The organism is Amycolatopsis silviterrae, from assembly GCF_042684085.1.
GTDB classification, from domain to species: Bacteria; Actinomycetota; Actinomycetes; order Mycobacteriales; family Pseudonocardiaceae; genus Amycolatopsis; species Amycolatopsis silviterrae.
In genome coordinates, this window is sequence record NZ_JBHUKS010000040.1 from 80,619 (window position 1) to 95,107 (window position 14,489).

Here is a 14,489-nt window from a genome sequence, read left to right on the forward strand (position 1 = left end):
GGACGCCAAGCTCGCCGAATGCCCGACTGATGTCCATCTGCCCGTTTATTGAGGTCCGTGAGGGGAACCCTGAGGGAATCAGAGTCCGTGAAGGTTCCCCTCACGGACAGCCCAACCCCGCGCCAGCCGCACCCGCAGCGCCGCCTTAAGTCCCTGGCATGGGAATCTGACTCCCTCAGGGCTTCCTCGCGGACTTTGATTCCCCATGCCAGGACTCAAGCTGCGTGGCCTCTGTCCACAAAGGATGTCAGTGCGACCGAAGGGCCCGATCGATGCTCACCTGACCGTGTCCGCGCTGGCAGTTTCGCCTTAAGCTCCCGGCATTGAACCGGATGCCACGCAGATCGGCTCGGCCCGTCCGGAGCCGGTACCGGAAACCGGCACGAAAGGGCACGACATGGGAAAACTGCTGTACTCGGCCGCGATGTCGCTCGACGGGTTCATCGCCGGACCCGGCGGGGACATGGGCTGGCTCGCGCCCTACACCGGAGGCTCCGAGGGGGAGGACCTGGCGGCGGAGGTCGGCGCGCTGCTGGTCGGCCGCCGGACCTTCTCCGGCGACGATCCCTACCGCGGCACCGACGGCGAGGGCAAGGCGTTCGGCGGCGGCTGGGACGGGCCGCAGGTGGTGCTCACCCGGCAGTCTTTCCCGGCGGTGCCCGGCGTGACGTTCTGCTCGTCGCTGGCGGAAGGCGTCGCGGCGGCCCGGGCGGCGGCGGGGGAGAAGACGGTGAACGTGCTGGGCGCGTCGGTGGGCCGGGCCTGCGCGGACGCCGGCCTGCTGGACGAGGTCGCCGTCGTGGTGATGCCGGTGCTGCTGGGCGGCGGGGTGCGGTTGTTCGAACGGCCTGGACTGCCGGTGCGGCTGGAGTTGCTGGCGCAGGAGGGGACGAGCCTGCGGTACCGCGTGCTGCGGTAAGCGACGGGAGGGATCACGTCCGGGACGGGTTTACAGCGCGGACCGGGGGTCCCTAGGATCTGCGGCGCCGGGAGCGCCGCGGACGCGCGGCCCCGGCGGGGTGGAGGTCTGGATGGGGAACCCGGAATCCGGCAGCGACCTCGAGACGGTCGCGAATCTCGTGCGGCTGTCCGAGACGGCGCCGATGCCCCGGATCGACGGCAGCGAACCCCCGCCGCTCGTGCGTCCCCGGGCGGACCGCGCCGAGGAGACCGCGTCGGCGTTCGGCGGGGTCCTCGACGCCTCGACCGGCTCGCCGATCGAGCAACTCGCCAAACGCGGCCCGATCCCGGTCGTGGAGCCGCCTGCTGCCGAGACCGCGCCGCCTGTCGAGCGAAGGCACCGGTACGGCGTTTTCGCGGGCGCGGCGGTCGTGCTGTGCGCGGGGCTGGGCTCGTGGGCGCTGTGGCCGTCGGCGTCTGGCGGGACCGACCCGCAGCCCGTGCAGCCGCCTCCCGCACCGGCCCACACGTCGGCCCCGCCGGCGGTGAGCACGCTCAGCGCGTCTCCGGCACCGGCGAGCGAAAAGATGCGTGACACGGTGATCCGGGCGAGCAGCCGTCCCGCGACGACCGCGCCGCCGCCGAAGGTGCAGCCGACGCAGGAGCCTCGGCAGGAGGAGGGCGGCGAGTCCGGGGACTCGATGGAGGATGCGTTCCGCTCGGCGGTCAGTTCGTACATGCGGGAGTGGGGCGGCGGCGGGCATGCGGGGCCGCATCGGTCGCACGGCTGACCGGCCGGAGTACTACTGTGCGTAGGTCACTGCCGACCGATCGTCCCGCGAGGTGTCCATGACCGGCTCGTTGTCGCCCAGCCAGGTGCCAGTGGGGGTGGACCCGAACCGCCCGAGCATCGCGCGGATCTACGACGGGTTCCTCGGCGGGAGCCACCACTACGAGGTCGACCGCGCGGTGATGCGAAAGATCAGCACGGCGGTCCCGGAGGCGGTGCACATCGCGCGCGGCAACCGCGGTTTCCACAACCGCGTGCTGCGGATGCTGGCGAGCCAGACCGACATCCGGCAGTTCTTCGACTGCGGTTCCGGGCTGCCGACCGCGGAGAACACCCACCAGATCGTGCAGCGCTACCACCGCGACGCGCACGTCGTGTACGTCGACAACGACCCGGTGGTGCTCGCGCACGGGCGCGCGCTGCTGGAGGACAACGACTTCACGCACATGGTCGAGGCCGACATCTTCGAGCCGCAGGCCGTGCTGCGGCACGAAACGGTCCGCGAGTACCTCGACTTCTCGGAGCCGATGGCGCTGCTGCACATCGGCACGATGCACCACTACGAGGGCGATGGCGCGGTCGACGTGATGCGCGAGTACATCGACGCCCTCGCACCCGGTTCGTACGTCGCGCTGGCGCATTTCTATGACCCCGAGGTGCCGGAGCTGACCGCGGTCGCGAAGCGGATCGAAGAGATCCTCGTGTCCGGACCGCTGGGCGCGGGCCGGTTCCGCACCCGCGCGGAGATCGAGGCGATGCTGCCGGGCCTGGAACTGCTGCCGCCGAGCCGCATCGACGGGCCGGGGCTGTCGGTCGCGGACGAATGGTGGCAGGACGGCCCGCGCCTGAAGCCGCTGAGCGACGCGGCGCGGTGTGTCGCGGGCGTGGTGGGACGGAAGGTCTAGGCCGGGGCGGGCTCCGCGACCGGCGCGGGCCGGCGGCGGGCGACGAGGTAGCCGACGAAGCCGAATCCGATCAGCACCGCGAGGGTTCCGGCGGTGAACAGCTCGAAGGTCAGCCGCGAAACGCCCCAGGTGGCCTCGAAGTCGTACGGCGCCCCGAGCGCCCGGTCGAGCACGCCGGGCACGATCGTCTGCCACGCGCCGAGCAGGATCCACAGGTAGATCAGCACCGAGCTGGCCCACAGCCCGATCCGTCCGCCGGGCACGCGGAACGGGCGGTCGGCCGACGGGTACTTCCGCCGCAGCACCAGGATCGTCGGGAAGATCAGCAGATACGACAGCAGCAGCGTGCTCACCGCGATGTTGAGCACCACCGCGAACACCGCCGACGCCGAACTGCTCTGCACTATCGTCGCCACCACCGTGAACGCGGTCGCGACCACGCCGGAGAGCAGGTTGACCCGCAGAGGTGTGTTCAGCTTCGGATGGAACGCGCCGAACCAGCGCGGGAACGCGCCGTCGACGGCGGCCATCGCCTGGATGCGGTCGGACGCGATCATCCACGAGCAGCCCTGGTTCAGCAGCACGAAGACGAACACGACGGCGGCGAGCGTCAGCATCGCGGGAGAAGCACCGCCGTACACGGAGAACACCTGGCGCACCGCGTCGAGGAAACCGCCGAGGCCGTCGATCTTGTCCGACGGCACCACCAGCACGATGCCGACGACCGGCACCAGGTAGCACAGGGCCGACACGAGCCCGGAAACGCCGACGGTGACCGGGACGTCGCGGCGCGGGTTGTGCATCTCCTCGGCCGCCCCGTTGGGGGCCTCGAACCCGACGAGCGCGAACATCAGCACCGGCACGACCGCGAGGAAACCGCCGAGCGTGGGGGAGAAGTTCAGCGAGCCCTGGACGCCGTTGCGGGCCGCGTAGATCGCCACGGTCACCGCGAAAAGCACCACCAGGGCTACCTTCAGCAGCGCCCCGGCGGCGATGAACCACTTGCCGTACCGCAGGCTCACCACCGCGCCGAGGATCGCCAGCCAGATGAACACCAGCTTGAACGCGTAGTCCGCGAACCCGCCGGGCGAGGCCGGGACGAGGTACTGCTGCCAAGTCGCCGCGGCGAGGAAGGTGATCGATCCGCCCAGCCAGACCGGGTTGGTGATCCAGTACAGCAGCGTGCCGAGCGCGGCGGGCAGCTTCCCGAAGGCGAGCCGCAGCCAGACGAACGGGCCGCCCTCCGCCGGGAAGGCGCTGCCCAGTTCGGCCATGACCAGCCCGTACGGGAAGAGGAACAGCACCAGGAGCACGGCGGTCCAGGTGACCGCCTCCGCTCCCGAGGTGGCGATCTGGCCGATCGTGTCCACCGAGATGATGGCCGCGATCGCGAGGAAGATCGAGTCGATCCGGCGCAGATTCCGGCGCAGGTTTCCGGATTCGCTGTTGACGAACTGGGGTTCGGACACGCTTCACCGCCTTTGGTGAATCGAGGGGGAGGGTCAGGCTTCGGTGTTCTCCAGGTCTTCCTTGTGCAGCAACGGGGTTCCGGCGGTTTCGCGCATCGAGAACGCGGCGACGAGGCCGACGACGGCCGCGACCATCAGGTACGGCCCGGGCACGAGAGTGGTGCCGGTGGCGGAAATCAGCACGGTCATCACGTACGGCACGGTGCCGGCGAACAGCGCGGCGGTGAGGTTGTACGCGATCGAGAGCCCGCTTTGGCGGGTGCGGGTCGGGAAGATCTCCGCGGACCACACCGCGTAGGTGCCGAGGATCGCGGCCAGGATCGCGCCGAGGACGAGGCTGCCGATCCAGGTGCCGACCAGGCCGGTGCGCATCAGCAGGTACGCCGGGGTGGCGAGGACGAACAGCGCGGCGCCCGCGCCGATCAGGACCGGACGCCTGCCGACGCGGTCGGAAAGCCGGCCGAAGAACGGCACGAGGAAGAGCCCGACGAGCGAGATCACGGTGGACAGTGCCGCCGCGCTGCCGGACGAGTGGCCGAGGTAATCGGTCTCGTAGGTGACCAGGTAAGTAAGGACGGCGTAGAACGGCACGTGCATCATGGTCATCAGGCCGGCCGCCTGGAGCAGCTGCTTCTTGTTGTGGCGGAACAGTTCCCGGACCGGGCTGCGGGGCACGTTGTCGGTCGCTTCGAGCGCGCGGTACTCGGGGGTGTCCTCGATCTTGCTGCGGATGACGAACCCGATGATGCCGAGCGGGGCCGCGATCAGGAACGGGACGCGCCAGCCCCAGGACGCCAGCTGCTCGTGCGTCAGGCCGACCGAGAGCAGCAGGAACACGAACGAACCGGCGAGGAAGCCCAGCAGAGAACCGACTTCCATCCAGCTGACGCCGAAACCGCGCCGCCGCCGGGGCGCGTACTCGGCGAGGAAGCTGGCCGCGCTGCCGAACTCGCCGCCCGCCGCGAGACCCTGCAGCAGCCGCAGGAGCACCAGCAGGACCGGGGCCGCGATGCCGATCGTCGAGTAGCCCGGCAGCAGGCCGATCACCAGCGTCGCGCCGGACATCACGAAGATGACCACCGACAGCGTGCGCTTGCGACCGATCCGGTCGCCAAGCGGCCCGAAGATCAGCGCGCCGACCGGCCGGATCCCGAACGACACCGCGAAGACGCCGAACACCGCGAGCAGCCCGGCGGTCGAGTCGCCCGCCGGGAAGAACACGGACGCGATGGTGCTCGCGAGGTAGGCGTAGGCGGCCCAGTCGAACCAGTGCACGAAGACGCCGACCGCGCCGGCGGCAACGCTGCGGCGCAGCGTGGCGGGATCGGCGCCCTCGCCGGCGAGATCGCTGGCGGGCGCGGCGTCGGGTGCGGTCATAGTGGCCTCCTTGGACCGGTTCTCCGGGAGGACGCTAAGAGCGGCTCACGGCATCTAACAAGCAGTAATAAGCAAAGCAATGCATCGGTTCGATCTATGCGGAGGCGCTGAGCTGGGCCGAAACGAGAGGCTGACGGCCGCGAAACACAGCGTTCACGCGCGGGGCCCGCGTCGGCTTCAAGTCCGTGAAGGCCACCTTGAGGGACTCAGAGTCCGTGAAGGTTCCCCTCACGGACTGCCGGTGAGGGCTTGCGGCGTGGTCAGCGCGCCGACCTGCTCGTCGGTCAGCAACCGGCGTTCCCGCACCAGTTCCAGCGCCGGGCGGCCGGTGCGATGCGCCTCCAAAGCGAGCGTGCACGCGGTTTCGTAGCCGAGCGCCGGGCTCAGCGCGGTGACCAGCCCGGTCGAGGCGGCGACGAGGTCGGCGAGGTGTTCTCTCCGGGCGGTGATGCCGCGGACGCACTGTTCGGCGAGCACGCGAGCTCCGGCGGTGAGGTGGTCGAGGCCGGCGGTCAGCGCCCGAGCGATGATCGGCTCGAAGGCGTTGAGCTGCAGCTGCCCGCCCTCGGCGGCGAGCGTGATCGTGACGTCGTGGCCGATGACCTCGAAAGCGATCTGGTTGACCGCCTCGGGGATGACCGGGTTGACCTTGCCCGGCATGATCGACGACCCGGCCTGCCGTGCGGGCAGCGCGATCTCCCCGAACCCGGCCTGCGGCCCGGACGAGAGCAACCGGAGATCGTTGCAGATCTTGGACAATTTGACCGCCACGCGTTTCAGCACGCCGGACAGCTGCACGAAGACGCCGACGTCCTGAGTCGCCTCGATCAGGTCAGGAGCCGAGACGAGGGTGGCGATGCCGGTCAGCTCGCGCAGGTGCGCGACGGCTCTCTCCCGGTACCCCGGGCGCGCGTTGAGGCCGGTGCCGATCGCGGTGCCGCCGAGGTTCAGTTCGTGCAGCAGCAGGCGGGCTTCGGCGAGCCGTTGTTCGTCCTCGCCGAGCGTCGCGGCGAACGCGCCGAACTCCTGGCCGAGCGTCATCGGGACAGCGTCCTGCAGCTGGGTGCGGCCCATTTTGAGGACGTCGGCGAACTCGATCGCCTTGTCCGCGAAAGCTTCCCGCAGCCCGGCGAGGGCGGCGAGCAGTTCGGCGAGATGGCGGTCGAGCGCGAGTTTGACCGCGGTGGGGTAGACGTCGTTGGTGCTCTGGCCGAGGTTGACGTGGTCGAGCGGATGCAGCCGCGCGTAGTCGCCGCGGGCGTGGCCGAGCAGCTCCAGGGCGCGGTTGGCGATGACCTCGTTGGCGTTCATGTTCGTCGAGGTCCCGGCACCGCCCTGGATGAGGTCGACGACGAACTGGTCGCGCAGGCGGCCGTCGCGGATCTCTGCGCAGGCTTGCTCGATCGCCGCCGCCCGCTCGGGATCGAGGGCCCCGACGTCCGCGTTGGCTCGCGCGGCGGCTTCCTTGACGGCGGCCAGTGCGGTGACGAGATGCGGCCGGTCGGCGAGGGTTTCGCGCGTGATGGGGAAATTGACCAGCGCGCGGGCGGTGTGCGCGCCGTAGTAGACGTGCGCGGGCACGCTGATCTCGCCGAGCATGTCGTGCTCGGAGCGGGTGCTGGACATCGGTGTCCTTCCCGGTGACTAGGAGGTTCGGTCGACGCCGGTCCACGCCAGCGCGATCGCGCCGTCGAGCAGGGCCCGTTCCGCGGTGCCGCCGACGCAGTGCGCGGCGAATTCGCGCTGGTGGTTGATCGCGGGCAGTGACCCGATGCCGATGTACGGATGGATGGCGGGCACGACCTGCGAGACGTTGCCCATGTCGGTGGACGCGCGGTTCATCCGGGACGCCGTGCCGTCCGGGGCGAATTCGCGGCCGAGTTCGAGGGCATTGGCGCGATAGGCGGCCAAAGCGGTTTCGTCGGCGCGGAATTCGGCGTACGGCTTGCTTTCCGGCTCCACGCTCAGCTCGCACCCAGTTGCCAGCGCACCGGCCTCGAAGGCCCGCATGACGCGTGGCTCCAGTGTGGACAGTTCGGCCAGCGTTTCGGCGCGCACGTACCACCGGCCGGACGCGTGTTCGGGGATCGCGTTGGGCGCGTCCCCGGCGTGCGTCACGATCCCGTGCACCCGCGCCGAAGCCGGAAGCTGTTGCCGCAGCAGACCGATCGCGACCTGGGCGACGGTGAACGCGTCGGCGGCGTTGACCCCGGCTTCGGGATAAGCGGCGGCGTGCGCGGACTTGCCGGTGTAGGAAATCTTCGAGTGGCTGACCGCGAACGGCCGTGCTTCGGCGACGTCCACCGGAGCCGGATGCACCATCATCGCGAGGTCCACACCGGCGAAGGCGCCGCGTTCCAGCAGCTCGATCTTCCCGCCGCCGCCCTCCTCGGCCGGAGTGCCGTAGACCTCGACGGTCACGCCGATCTCGTCGGCGACCGCGGCGAGGCCCAGCGCGGCGCCGACGGAGCTGGCCGCGATGAGGTTGTGCCCGCAGGCGTGGCCGAGACCGGGCAGCGCGTCGTACTCGGCACACAGCGCGATCCGCGTCGGACCGGAGCCGAAGCTGGCGTGGAACGCGGTGTCGAGGCCGAGGTATTTCGCCGTGACGGCGAACCCGGCCCGGTCGAGCAGCTCCGGCACCGCGGCGGCGGCCCGGTGTTCCTCCCACGCGGTTTCCGGATCGGCGTGCAGCCGTTCGGACAGCTGGATCAGCTCGTCCGCGCGGCGGTCGACCACCGCGCGGACGGCCGCTTTGGGCGCGGTCATCACTCGTCTCCCGGCACGCCGTAGGACGGCGCGGCGGCGGGGTTCAGGCCGCGGGTGACGTAGTCGTCGCGCTGGGGGAGCCACACGTCGAGGAGTTCGGCGAGCTGGTCGATCGGTTCGTCCGCCCAGTCCACGCGCAGATCCGTGACCGGCCAGTCCGCGGCGGACACCACGACGAGCCCGGCCGAACGCACCGGCCCCTCCTCGCCGCCGGCCGCGAGCCCGGCCCGCATCGCCGCGACCAGCCGCTGCTCCAGCTCGCCGGTCGACGCGGTGAAAGCGTCCACCATGGACTGCGGAATGTGCTTGCCGGCCAGCATATTGCCCGCTACGACCACGCCGTCCGCGGTCGCCGAAGCGTGCGTGCCGAGGGTTTTCGAGCCGCTGTAAGCGAAACCGGGACCGGTGTGGCCGAGCACGGTCAGCTGCCGGTACTCGATGTGCTCCGCTGTCGACGTGACGGCGGCGAGCGCCTTCTCCGGATCCCCGTGCTCGGCGAGCTGGTCCAGCAGGCGTCCGCCGAGCCGCGGGTCGGTGATGTTCTGCGAAGCCGCCGCACCGAGACCCGGCCGCAGGTGCGCGACGCGGGCGACGACGGCCGGGCTGGACGAGCTGGCCGCGATGCCGAATCGGACCGCGCCGTCGGCGGAAACGTCGCGGGCGACAATCGAAAAGGTCACTTCTCCTCCTCCGGGATCACCGCGATCGCGTCGATCTCGCACAGCCACTCCGGCCGGGCGAGCGCGGACACGACCACGCCGGTCGAGATCGGGTGCACGCCCTTGGTCCAGCGTCCGACGGTGCGGTAGACGGCCTCGCGATAACGCGGGTCGACCAGGTAGATGGTGAGCTTGACCAGATGCTCCATCCGGCTGCCCGCTTCTTCGAGCAGCATCTTGATGTTCGCCATCGCCTGCTCCGCCTGCGCCGCGACGTCGCCGATCCCGACCGATTCGCTCGTGTCGAGGTCCTGCCCGATCTGGCCGCGGACGTAGACCGTGCCGTTGGCGACGACGGCCTGGCAGAGGTCGTTGTCGAGGTTCTGCTCGGGATAGGTGTCCCGCGTGTTGAACGGGCGGATGCGACGGTGGACAGTCACTGCGTGGCCTTCCCTTGCGGCGGTCGTCGGACGCCTCAGCCTGACCGCGCCGCCGAGGTTCTGTCCAGTAGATCTTTCTGGACCAATGCATCTGTTCTGGTGATGCACTCTGCATCGGAAAAACAGATCTTGAGCGCCGGAAACATCTGTTGGACACGGGCAGGGCGGGCCGTGAGGATCCGGGGAGACGGCGCTGAACCGCGCCGGAGCCGGAGCGGAGGTCTGGGATGTCGAGCGAACAGGTGGAGGCCCTCGTCGTGGGCGGGGGACAGGCCGGCCTGGCGATGAGCGAGCACCTGAGCGAGTGCGGCGTGCCGCATCTCGTCCTGGAACGGCACCGGATCGCCGAACGCTGGCGCTCGGAACGATGGGACTCGCTCGTCGCGAACGGCCCCGCGTGGCACGACCGGTTCCCCGGCCTGGAGTTCGCCGGCGTGGCTCCCAGCGCGTTCGCGTCGAAGGATCAGGTCGCGGAGTATTTCGAGGCGTACGCGGAAAAAATCGCCGCGCCGATCCGCACCGGAGTCGAGGTGACGTCCGTGCGGCGGCACGAGGGCAGGCCCGGATTCCGCGCCGAGACCTCCGAAGGCACGATCGACGCGCGGTTCGTCATCGCCGCGACCGGCCCGTTCCAGCGGCCGGTGATCCCGCCGATCGTGCCCGCCGACGCCGGTCCGGTGCAGCTGCACTCCAGCGGTTACCGGAACCCGGAGCAGCTTCCCGAAGGCGCGGTACTGGTCGTCGGCGCGGGCTCGTCGGGCGTGCAGATCGCCGAGGAACTGCGCCGCGCCGGACGCGAGGTGTACCTGTCGGTCGGACCGCACGACCGTCCGCCGCGCAGCTACCGCGACCGCGATTTTTGCTGGTGGCTGGGCGTTCTGGGCAAGTGGGACGCCGAGACGCCGCCGGCCGGGGCGGAGCACGTGACCATCGCGGTCAGCGGCGCGCGCGGCGGGCACACGGTGGATTTCCGGGCGCTGGCCGGACTCGGCATCACGCTCGTCGGCATGACCGGCGCGTACGAGAACGGCAAGCTCAGCTTCGCGACGGACCTGGCGAAGAACATCGCCGCCGGCGACGAGAATTACCTTGCCCTGCTTGACGAAGCCGACGCCTACGTGGCCCGCAACGGACTCGACCTGCCCGAGGAACCGTCCGCACGCGAGCTGGGCCCGGACCCGGCGTGCGTCACGGATCCGGTGCTGGAGCTGGATTTGGCCGCCGCGGGGGTGACTTCGATCGTGTGGGCGACCGGGTTCGCCGTCGACTACAGCTGGCTGCAGGTCGACGCCTTCGACGAGAACGGGCGGCCGAAGCAGCGCCGGGGGGTGTCGGTGGAGCCTGGGGTGTATTTCCTGGGACTGCCCTGGCTGGCGCGGCGCGGGTCGAGCTTCATCTGGGGGGTGTGGCACGACGCGAAGTTCGTCGCCGACCACGTCGCGATCCAGCGCGGGTACCAGGTCGTGAGTGCTGACGCCGGTTAGAACCGGCGCCAGCACTCACAAGCCATGCCGCGCTGCGTACTGGTGCGGGACAGGCGCTGGTGCGGGGCGACGGGCTAAGGCCAGCTGCGGTTGGGACGACTGCACAGGCTCGTGAGTGTTTATCCCGGTTAGAACCGGGATAAACACTCACGAGCCACCTACCTGGCCGCAGCAGACTACGGTCCGGCCTGCCGCTGCCGCTGCCGCGCTGCTGTTGCCGCTCCCGCCGCGCCGCCCGCTCGCGCGTGGCCTGCCTCGTGAGTGCTGACGCCGGTTAGAACCGGCACCAGCACTCACGAGCCCTGCTCAACGCGCAGCCGCCACCGCCGGGCTAGCCGCCACCTCCGTACCGCTCTCGAAGGCGATCGGCGACCGTCGCTTGCCCGGCGCGAGCAGGCTCCAGCCGAAGACGATCACCAGGTTCAGGCCCATCGACACCAGACCCGTGTTGAGGCCGCCGAGCGTCACGCCGGTGGCGTACAGGACGACCGCGGTCACCACCCCGGCCACCATGCCGGTCGCGATCGCGGCGGTGCGCACCCGGCGGGCGAACAGGATCGCCAGCCAGCCCGGCACGACCTGGGCCAGCAGGTTGTAGGTCAGGTTCAGCACGGTGAGCATGAGCGTCGAGGCGGTCAGCGTGAGCACGGCGGCGAGCACCAGGAACGCCGCCACCGCCACGACCGTCCAGCGCCGCTGTGCCGCCGGACGGACGTTCGGGGCCAGGTTCCGGCTGACCATGCCGCCGATCGCCAGCGCGGTCGCGGACAGCACCAGCACCCCGGACAACGCGGCGCCGGCGGCCACGAGGCCAAGAACCGGTTCCGGCAGAAGGCCTTTCGCGGTCACCATGAACACCGTGTTCGGGTTCTTCAGCCCGGGGTGCTGCTTCAGCCCGTAGTAGGCGGCGAAGACGAGGAACGGGTAGATCAGCATGTACAGCGGCATCCACACCGTCGAACTCTTCACCGCCCGCTCCGAACGCGCCGGGAACACGTACGCGCCGCCGAAGCCGAGGTAGAACACCACGCTCTGGAACAGGATCGTGGTCATCGCGAACCACAGGTCCTGGCCGCCCATCGTGGTCTGCGCCCTGGCCAGCGCCTCCGGCCCGGTCACCCCGGACGTCCCGCCCGCGGCCAGCACCGCGGCGAGGCCGACGAGCACGACCCCCAGCAGCATGAAGACGTCCTTGAGGATCGACACGAACGCGGGCGAGCGGATGCCGGACACGGCGATGTAGGCGAACGCGATGATCCCGGCCAGCAGCACGCACTGCACCGGCGTCAGGGTCAGGCCGAGGTTGCTCAGCACCACCTGCAGGCCGATGAACTGGTACTGGCCCCACGGCACGAGCGCGATCAGCATCGTCACGCACGTGATGAGTTCGAGCGTCCGGCTGCCGTAGTGGCGGCCGAAGACGTCCGGCACGGTCATCGCGTCGTGCTTGCGCGCCGCCCGCCAGACCAGCGGGGCGAGGAAGTAGCCCAGCGCGTAGGCGAGCAGGATGTAGCCGAGGAACCAGATCCCGTAGCTCGCGCCGTGTGCGTAGATCCCGCTCGGGAAGCCGATCATCGTGCCGATGCTGTACACCTCGCCGACGGCAAGGAAGTACAGCAGCCAAGGCGGGAACGAGCGGCCGCCGACCAGGAATTCGGAGATCCCGCCGCTGCGGGAGGACCGGCCCGCCCACAGCGCCAGCAGGATCGACAGTCCCATCACGACCGCGACGATGAGGATCAGCATTGCCGGTCCTCCTTCGCGGCGGGCGTGTCGGACGGATAGTGCTTGCGGTCGAAGAAGCGCCAGCTGATCCACAGGCACAGGGTGGTCAGCGGGAAGCACAGGAACATCCAGAAGAACACCAGCGGGAACCCGGCGACCGTCGCGGACGAGCCGGCGACCAGCGGGATGCCGCCGAGGATCGCGACCGCGGGGACGCCGAGCCCGATGCACAGGCTCGGCCAGCTCCGGATCATCGGCCGCCTCCCGTCGCGACGGGATCGCGTTGCCAGACCAGCTGCCCGCCGATCACCGTGGCGTCGACGGTCAGGTCCCGGATCCGGCTCGGGTCCACTGTGGTCGGATCCTCGGACAGCACGATCAGGTCGGCGAGCTTGCCGACCTCCAGGCTGCCCTTGATCGTCTCTTCGCCAGCCAGATAGGCCGCGTCGATCGTGTACCCGCGCAGCGCGGCTTCGACGTCGATCGCCTGCTCCGGCCCGAGGAGCTGGCCGCTGCTCGTTTGCCGGGCGACCGCGCACCAGATGCCTTCCAGCGGCGGCACCGGCGTGACCGGAGTGTCCGAGTGGAGTCCGAAGTGGATTCCGCGGGACCGCGCCGAGGCGAGCGGGCTGATCCGGCGCGCCCGTTCTGGGCCAAGGAAAACGTCCCGGTGCCGGTCGCCCCAGTAGTAGACGTGCTTGATGAAGAACGACGCGGCGACGTCGTGCGCGGCCATCCGGTCGAGCTGGTCCTCGCGGGCGGTCTGGCAGTGTTCGATGCGGTGGCGGCGGCCGGTGCCCTCGGGCGCGCCGAGGCGGGCGTAGCCGTCGATGATGGCGTCGATCGCCGCGTCGCCGTTGCCGTGCACGGCGACCTGCCAGCCCGCGTCGTCGAGGGCGGCGATGCGGCGGGCCAGCTCGCCCGGTTCGAGCAGCATCATGCCGTGCTCGTCCGGGGCGCAGGTGTAACCCTCGGCCAGACAGCCGGTGCGGCCCTGGATCGAGCCGTCCGCGACGATTTTGACGCCGTTCATGGTGAAACCGTCCGGATTGGACGGATCGGGCGGTTCCGGGGTGCCCTCGGCGAGGCCGGGCAGGAGGGTGTGGAAGAGGTAGCCGTGGATGCGGGTGCGCAGCTTCCCGGCGCGGGTCAGCATCCGGTACGCGGCGAGTTCCTGGTCGCCGCCGATGAGCCCGATTCCGGTGTCGTGCACCGAAGTCACGCCGTGTCGCAGGTACTCGGCGTCGGCCAGCTGGAGTGCTTCGGCGAGTGCGTCCGGGCCTTGCGCGGGCATCGCGGAGTTCACCAGGAACGCCGCGGTCTCGATGAGGAGTCCCGTCGGTTCGCCGCGTTCGTCGCGGGCGATGACGCCGCCGGGCGGATCGGGCGTGGCCGCGGTGATCCCGACGGCCTGCAGCGCGGCCGAGTTTGCCACGGAGAAGTGGCCGGTCACGTGCGTGAGCAGGACCGGGTTGCGTGGCGAAACCGGGTCGAGGTCGTGTCGAGTGGGGTGCCGGTTGTCGGCGAGAAGCGTGTCGTCGTAACGGAAACCCTTGATCCATTCGCCGGGCCCGAAGTCGCGCGCCGCCTGCCGGACCCGCTCGGCGATGTCGCTGATCCGGTCGTTGGGCGGACTGCCCGCGTCGACCGGGGCGGCGAGCGCCATCCCGAAGAACGACGGATGGTTGTGCGACTCCACGAACCCCGGGACGACGGTGCGCCCGGCCAGGTCGAGCACTGTCGTTTCGGGACCGGCGAGGGCGGCGATCTCCCGGTCGCCGCCGAGCGCGGTGATCGCGCCGTCGCGAGCGGCGAGCGCGGACGCCCGCGTCCCGCCCCGGTCCAGAGTCAGCACCGTGCCCCCGAGCACCACCAGGTCGGGGGTCGGACGAGCGGATACGGCGGGTTCGCCCACGATGGGACCTCCTTGTCCACGTGTCCTGACCCCAAGACAGTGCCGGGGGAGCTGGT

Annotated in this window: 13 protein-coding genes; 4 read left to right on the plus strand and 9 right to left on the minus strand. The window is 70.3% G+C overall.

What is annotated here, in order from left to right; genetic code table 11:
* Positions 1–397 precede the first annotated feature (397 nt).
* From ACFSVL_RS44975 to ACFSVL_RS44985, 3 genes are all read left to right on the plus strand, one after another.
* Positions 398–919, plus strand: coding sequence for a dihydrofolate reductase family protein (locus ACFSVL_RS44975; RefSeq protein WP_378314052.1), 522 nt, complete (start codon positions 398–400; stop codon positions 917–919).
* A gap of 112 nt (positions 920–1,031) precedes the next feature.
* On the plus strand, positions 1,032–1,691 hold the full coding sequence (locus ACFSVL_RS44980; protein WP_378314054.1) for a hypothetical protein: 660 nt from the start codon (positions 1,032–1,034) through the stop codon (positions 1,689–1,691).
* A 58-nt stretch (positions 1,692–1,749) separates the two neighbouring features.
* The gene (locus ACFSVL_RS44985) at positions 1,750–2,595 is read left to right on the plus strand and encodes an SAM-dependent methyltransferase (protein WP_378314056.1); all 846 of its coding nucleotides are present in this window, start codon (positions 1,750–1,752) and stop codon (positions 2,593–2,595) included.
* Here the strand turns inward: ACFSVL_RS44985 and ACFSVL_RS44990 are convergent.
* From ACFSVL_RS44990 to ACFSVL_RS45015, 6 genes are all read right to left on the minus strand, one after another.
* Positions 2,592–4,064, minus strand: a complete 1,473-nt coding sequence (locus ACFSVL_RS44990) for an APC family permease (RefSeq protein WP_378314058.1) — start codon at positions 4,062–4,064, stop codon at positions 2,592–2,594. The two genes, ACFSVL_RS44985 and ACFSVL_RS44990, sit on opposite strands and share 4 nt — an antisense overlap.
* Before the next feature lie 33 nt (positions 4,065–4,097).
* Positions 4,098–5,441 carry an MFS transporter gene (locus ACFSVL_RS44995; protein ID WP_378314060.1) on the minus strand — a complete coding sequence of 448 codons (1,344 nt, stop codon included), beginning with the start codon at positions 5,439–5,441 and terminating at the stop codon, positions 4,098–4,100.
* Positions 5,442–5,669: 228 nt separating this feature from the next.
* Positions 5,670–7,067 (minus strand): aspartate ammonia-lyase, encoded by a 1,398-nt coding sequence (locus ACFSVL_RS45000; RefSeq protein WP_378314062.1) that lies wholly within the window; start codon positions 7,065–7,067, stop codon positions 5,670–5,672.
* Positions 7,068–7,085: 18 nt separating this feature from the next.
* A complete protein-coding gene (locus ACFSVL_RS45005) occupies positions 7,086–8,210 on the minus strand; it encodes a M20 family metallopeptidase (protein ID WP_378314064.1) in 1,125 nt (374 codons plus the stop codon).
* Positions 8,210–8,890, minus strand: coding sequence for a DUF1028 domain-containing protein (locus ACFSVL_RS45010; protein ID WP_378314066.1), 681 nt, complete (start codon positions 8,888–8,890; stop codon positions 8,210–8,212). The genes ACFSVL_RS45005 and ACFSVL_RS45010 overlap by 1 nt, the downstream gene beginning before the upstream one ends.
* Positions 8,887–9,309, minus strand: coding sequence for a RidA family protein (locus ACFSVL_RS45015; protein WP_037805786.1), 423 nt, complete (start codon positions 9,307–9,309; stop codon positions 8,887–8,889). The genes ACFSVL_RS45010 and ACFSVL_RS45015 overlap by 4 nt, the downstream gene beginning before the upstream one ends.
* Positions 9,310–9,536: 227 nt before the next feature.
* Here ACFSVL_RS45015 and ACFSVL_RS45020 point away from each other — a divergent pair, with 227 nt between their 5' ends.
* Positions 9,537–10,793: a flavin-containing monooxygenase gene (locus ACFSVL_RS45020; protein ID WP_378314067.1), complete on the plus strand. Its 1,257-nt coding sequence runs from the start codon at positions 9,537–9,539 to the stop codon at positions 10,791–10,793.
* A 306-nt stretch (positions 10,794–11,099) separates the two neighbouring features.
* On the opposite strand, the gene ACFSVL_RS45025 is transcribed toward ACFSVL_RS45020, so the two are convergent.
* From ACFSVL_RS45025 to ACFSVL_RS45035, 3 genes are read right to left on the minus strand one after another with little or no spacing between them, the layout of a single operon-like run.
* Positions 11,100–12,539 (minus strand): sodium:solute symporter family protein, encoded by a 1,440-nt coding sequence (locus ACFSVL_RS45025; protein ID WP_378314069.1) that lies wholly within the window; start codon positions 12,537–12,539, stop codon positions 11,100–11,102.
* Complete coding sequence (locus ACFSVL_RS45030) at positions 12,533–12,772, minus strand: DUF3311 domain-containing protein (protein ID WP_378314071.1); 240 nt, start codon at positions 12,770–12,772, stop codon at positions 12,533–12,535. The genes ACFSVL_RS45025 and ACFSVL_RS45030 overlap by 7 nt, the downstream gene beginning before the upstream one ends.
* A complete protein-coding gene (locus tag ACFSVL_RS45035; RefSeq protein WP_378314072.1) occupies positions 12,769–14,433 on the minus strand; it encodes an amidohydrolase in 1,665 nt (554 codons plus the stop codon). The genes ACFSVL_RS45030 and ACFSVL_RS45035 overlap by 4 nt, the downstream gene beginning before the upstream one ends.
* Between the last annotated feature and the right edge of the window lie 56 nt (positions 14,434–14,489).

Coding starts and splice junctions, on each gene's coding strand:
- ACFSVL_RS44975 (WP_378314052.1), top strand. CDS start 398: ATGGGAAAACTGCTGTACTCGGCCGCGATGTCGCTCGACGGGTTCATC.
- ACFSVL_RS45030 (WP_378314071.1), bottom strand. CDS start 12,772: ATGATCCGGAGCTGGCCGAGCCTGTGCATCGGGCTCGGCGTCCCCGCG.
- ACFSVL_RS44980 (WP_378314054.1), top strand. CDS start 1,032: ATGGGGAACCCGGAATCCGGCAGCGACCTCGAGACGGTCGCGAATCTC.
- ACFSVL_RS44995 (WP_378314060.1), bottom strand. CDS start 5,441: ATGACCGCACCCGACGCCGCGCCCGCCAGCGATCTCGCCGGCGAGGGC.
- ACFSVL_RS45020 (WP_378314067.1), top strand. CDS start 9,537: ATGTCGAGCGAACAGGTGGAGGCCCTCGTCGTGGGCGGGGGACAGGCC.
- ACFSVL_RS45005 (WP_378314064.1), bottom strand. CDS start 8,210: ATGACCGCGCCCAAAGCGGCCGTCCGCGCGGTGGTCGACCGCCGCGCG.
- ACFSVL_RS44985 (WP_378314056.1), top strand. CDS start 1,750: ATGACCGGCTCGTTGTCGCCCAGCCAGGTGCCAGTGGGGGTGGACCCG.
- ACFSVL_RS45000 (WP_378314062.1), bottom strand. CDS start 7,067: ATGTCCAGCACCCGCTCCGAGCACGACATGCTCGGCGAGATCAGCGTG.
- ACFSVL_RS45025 (WP_378314069.1), bottom strand. CDS start 12,539: ATGCTGATCCTCATCGTCGCGGTCGTGATGGGACTGTCGATCCTGCTG.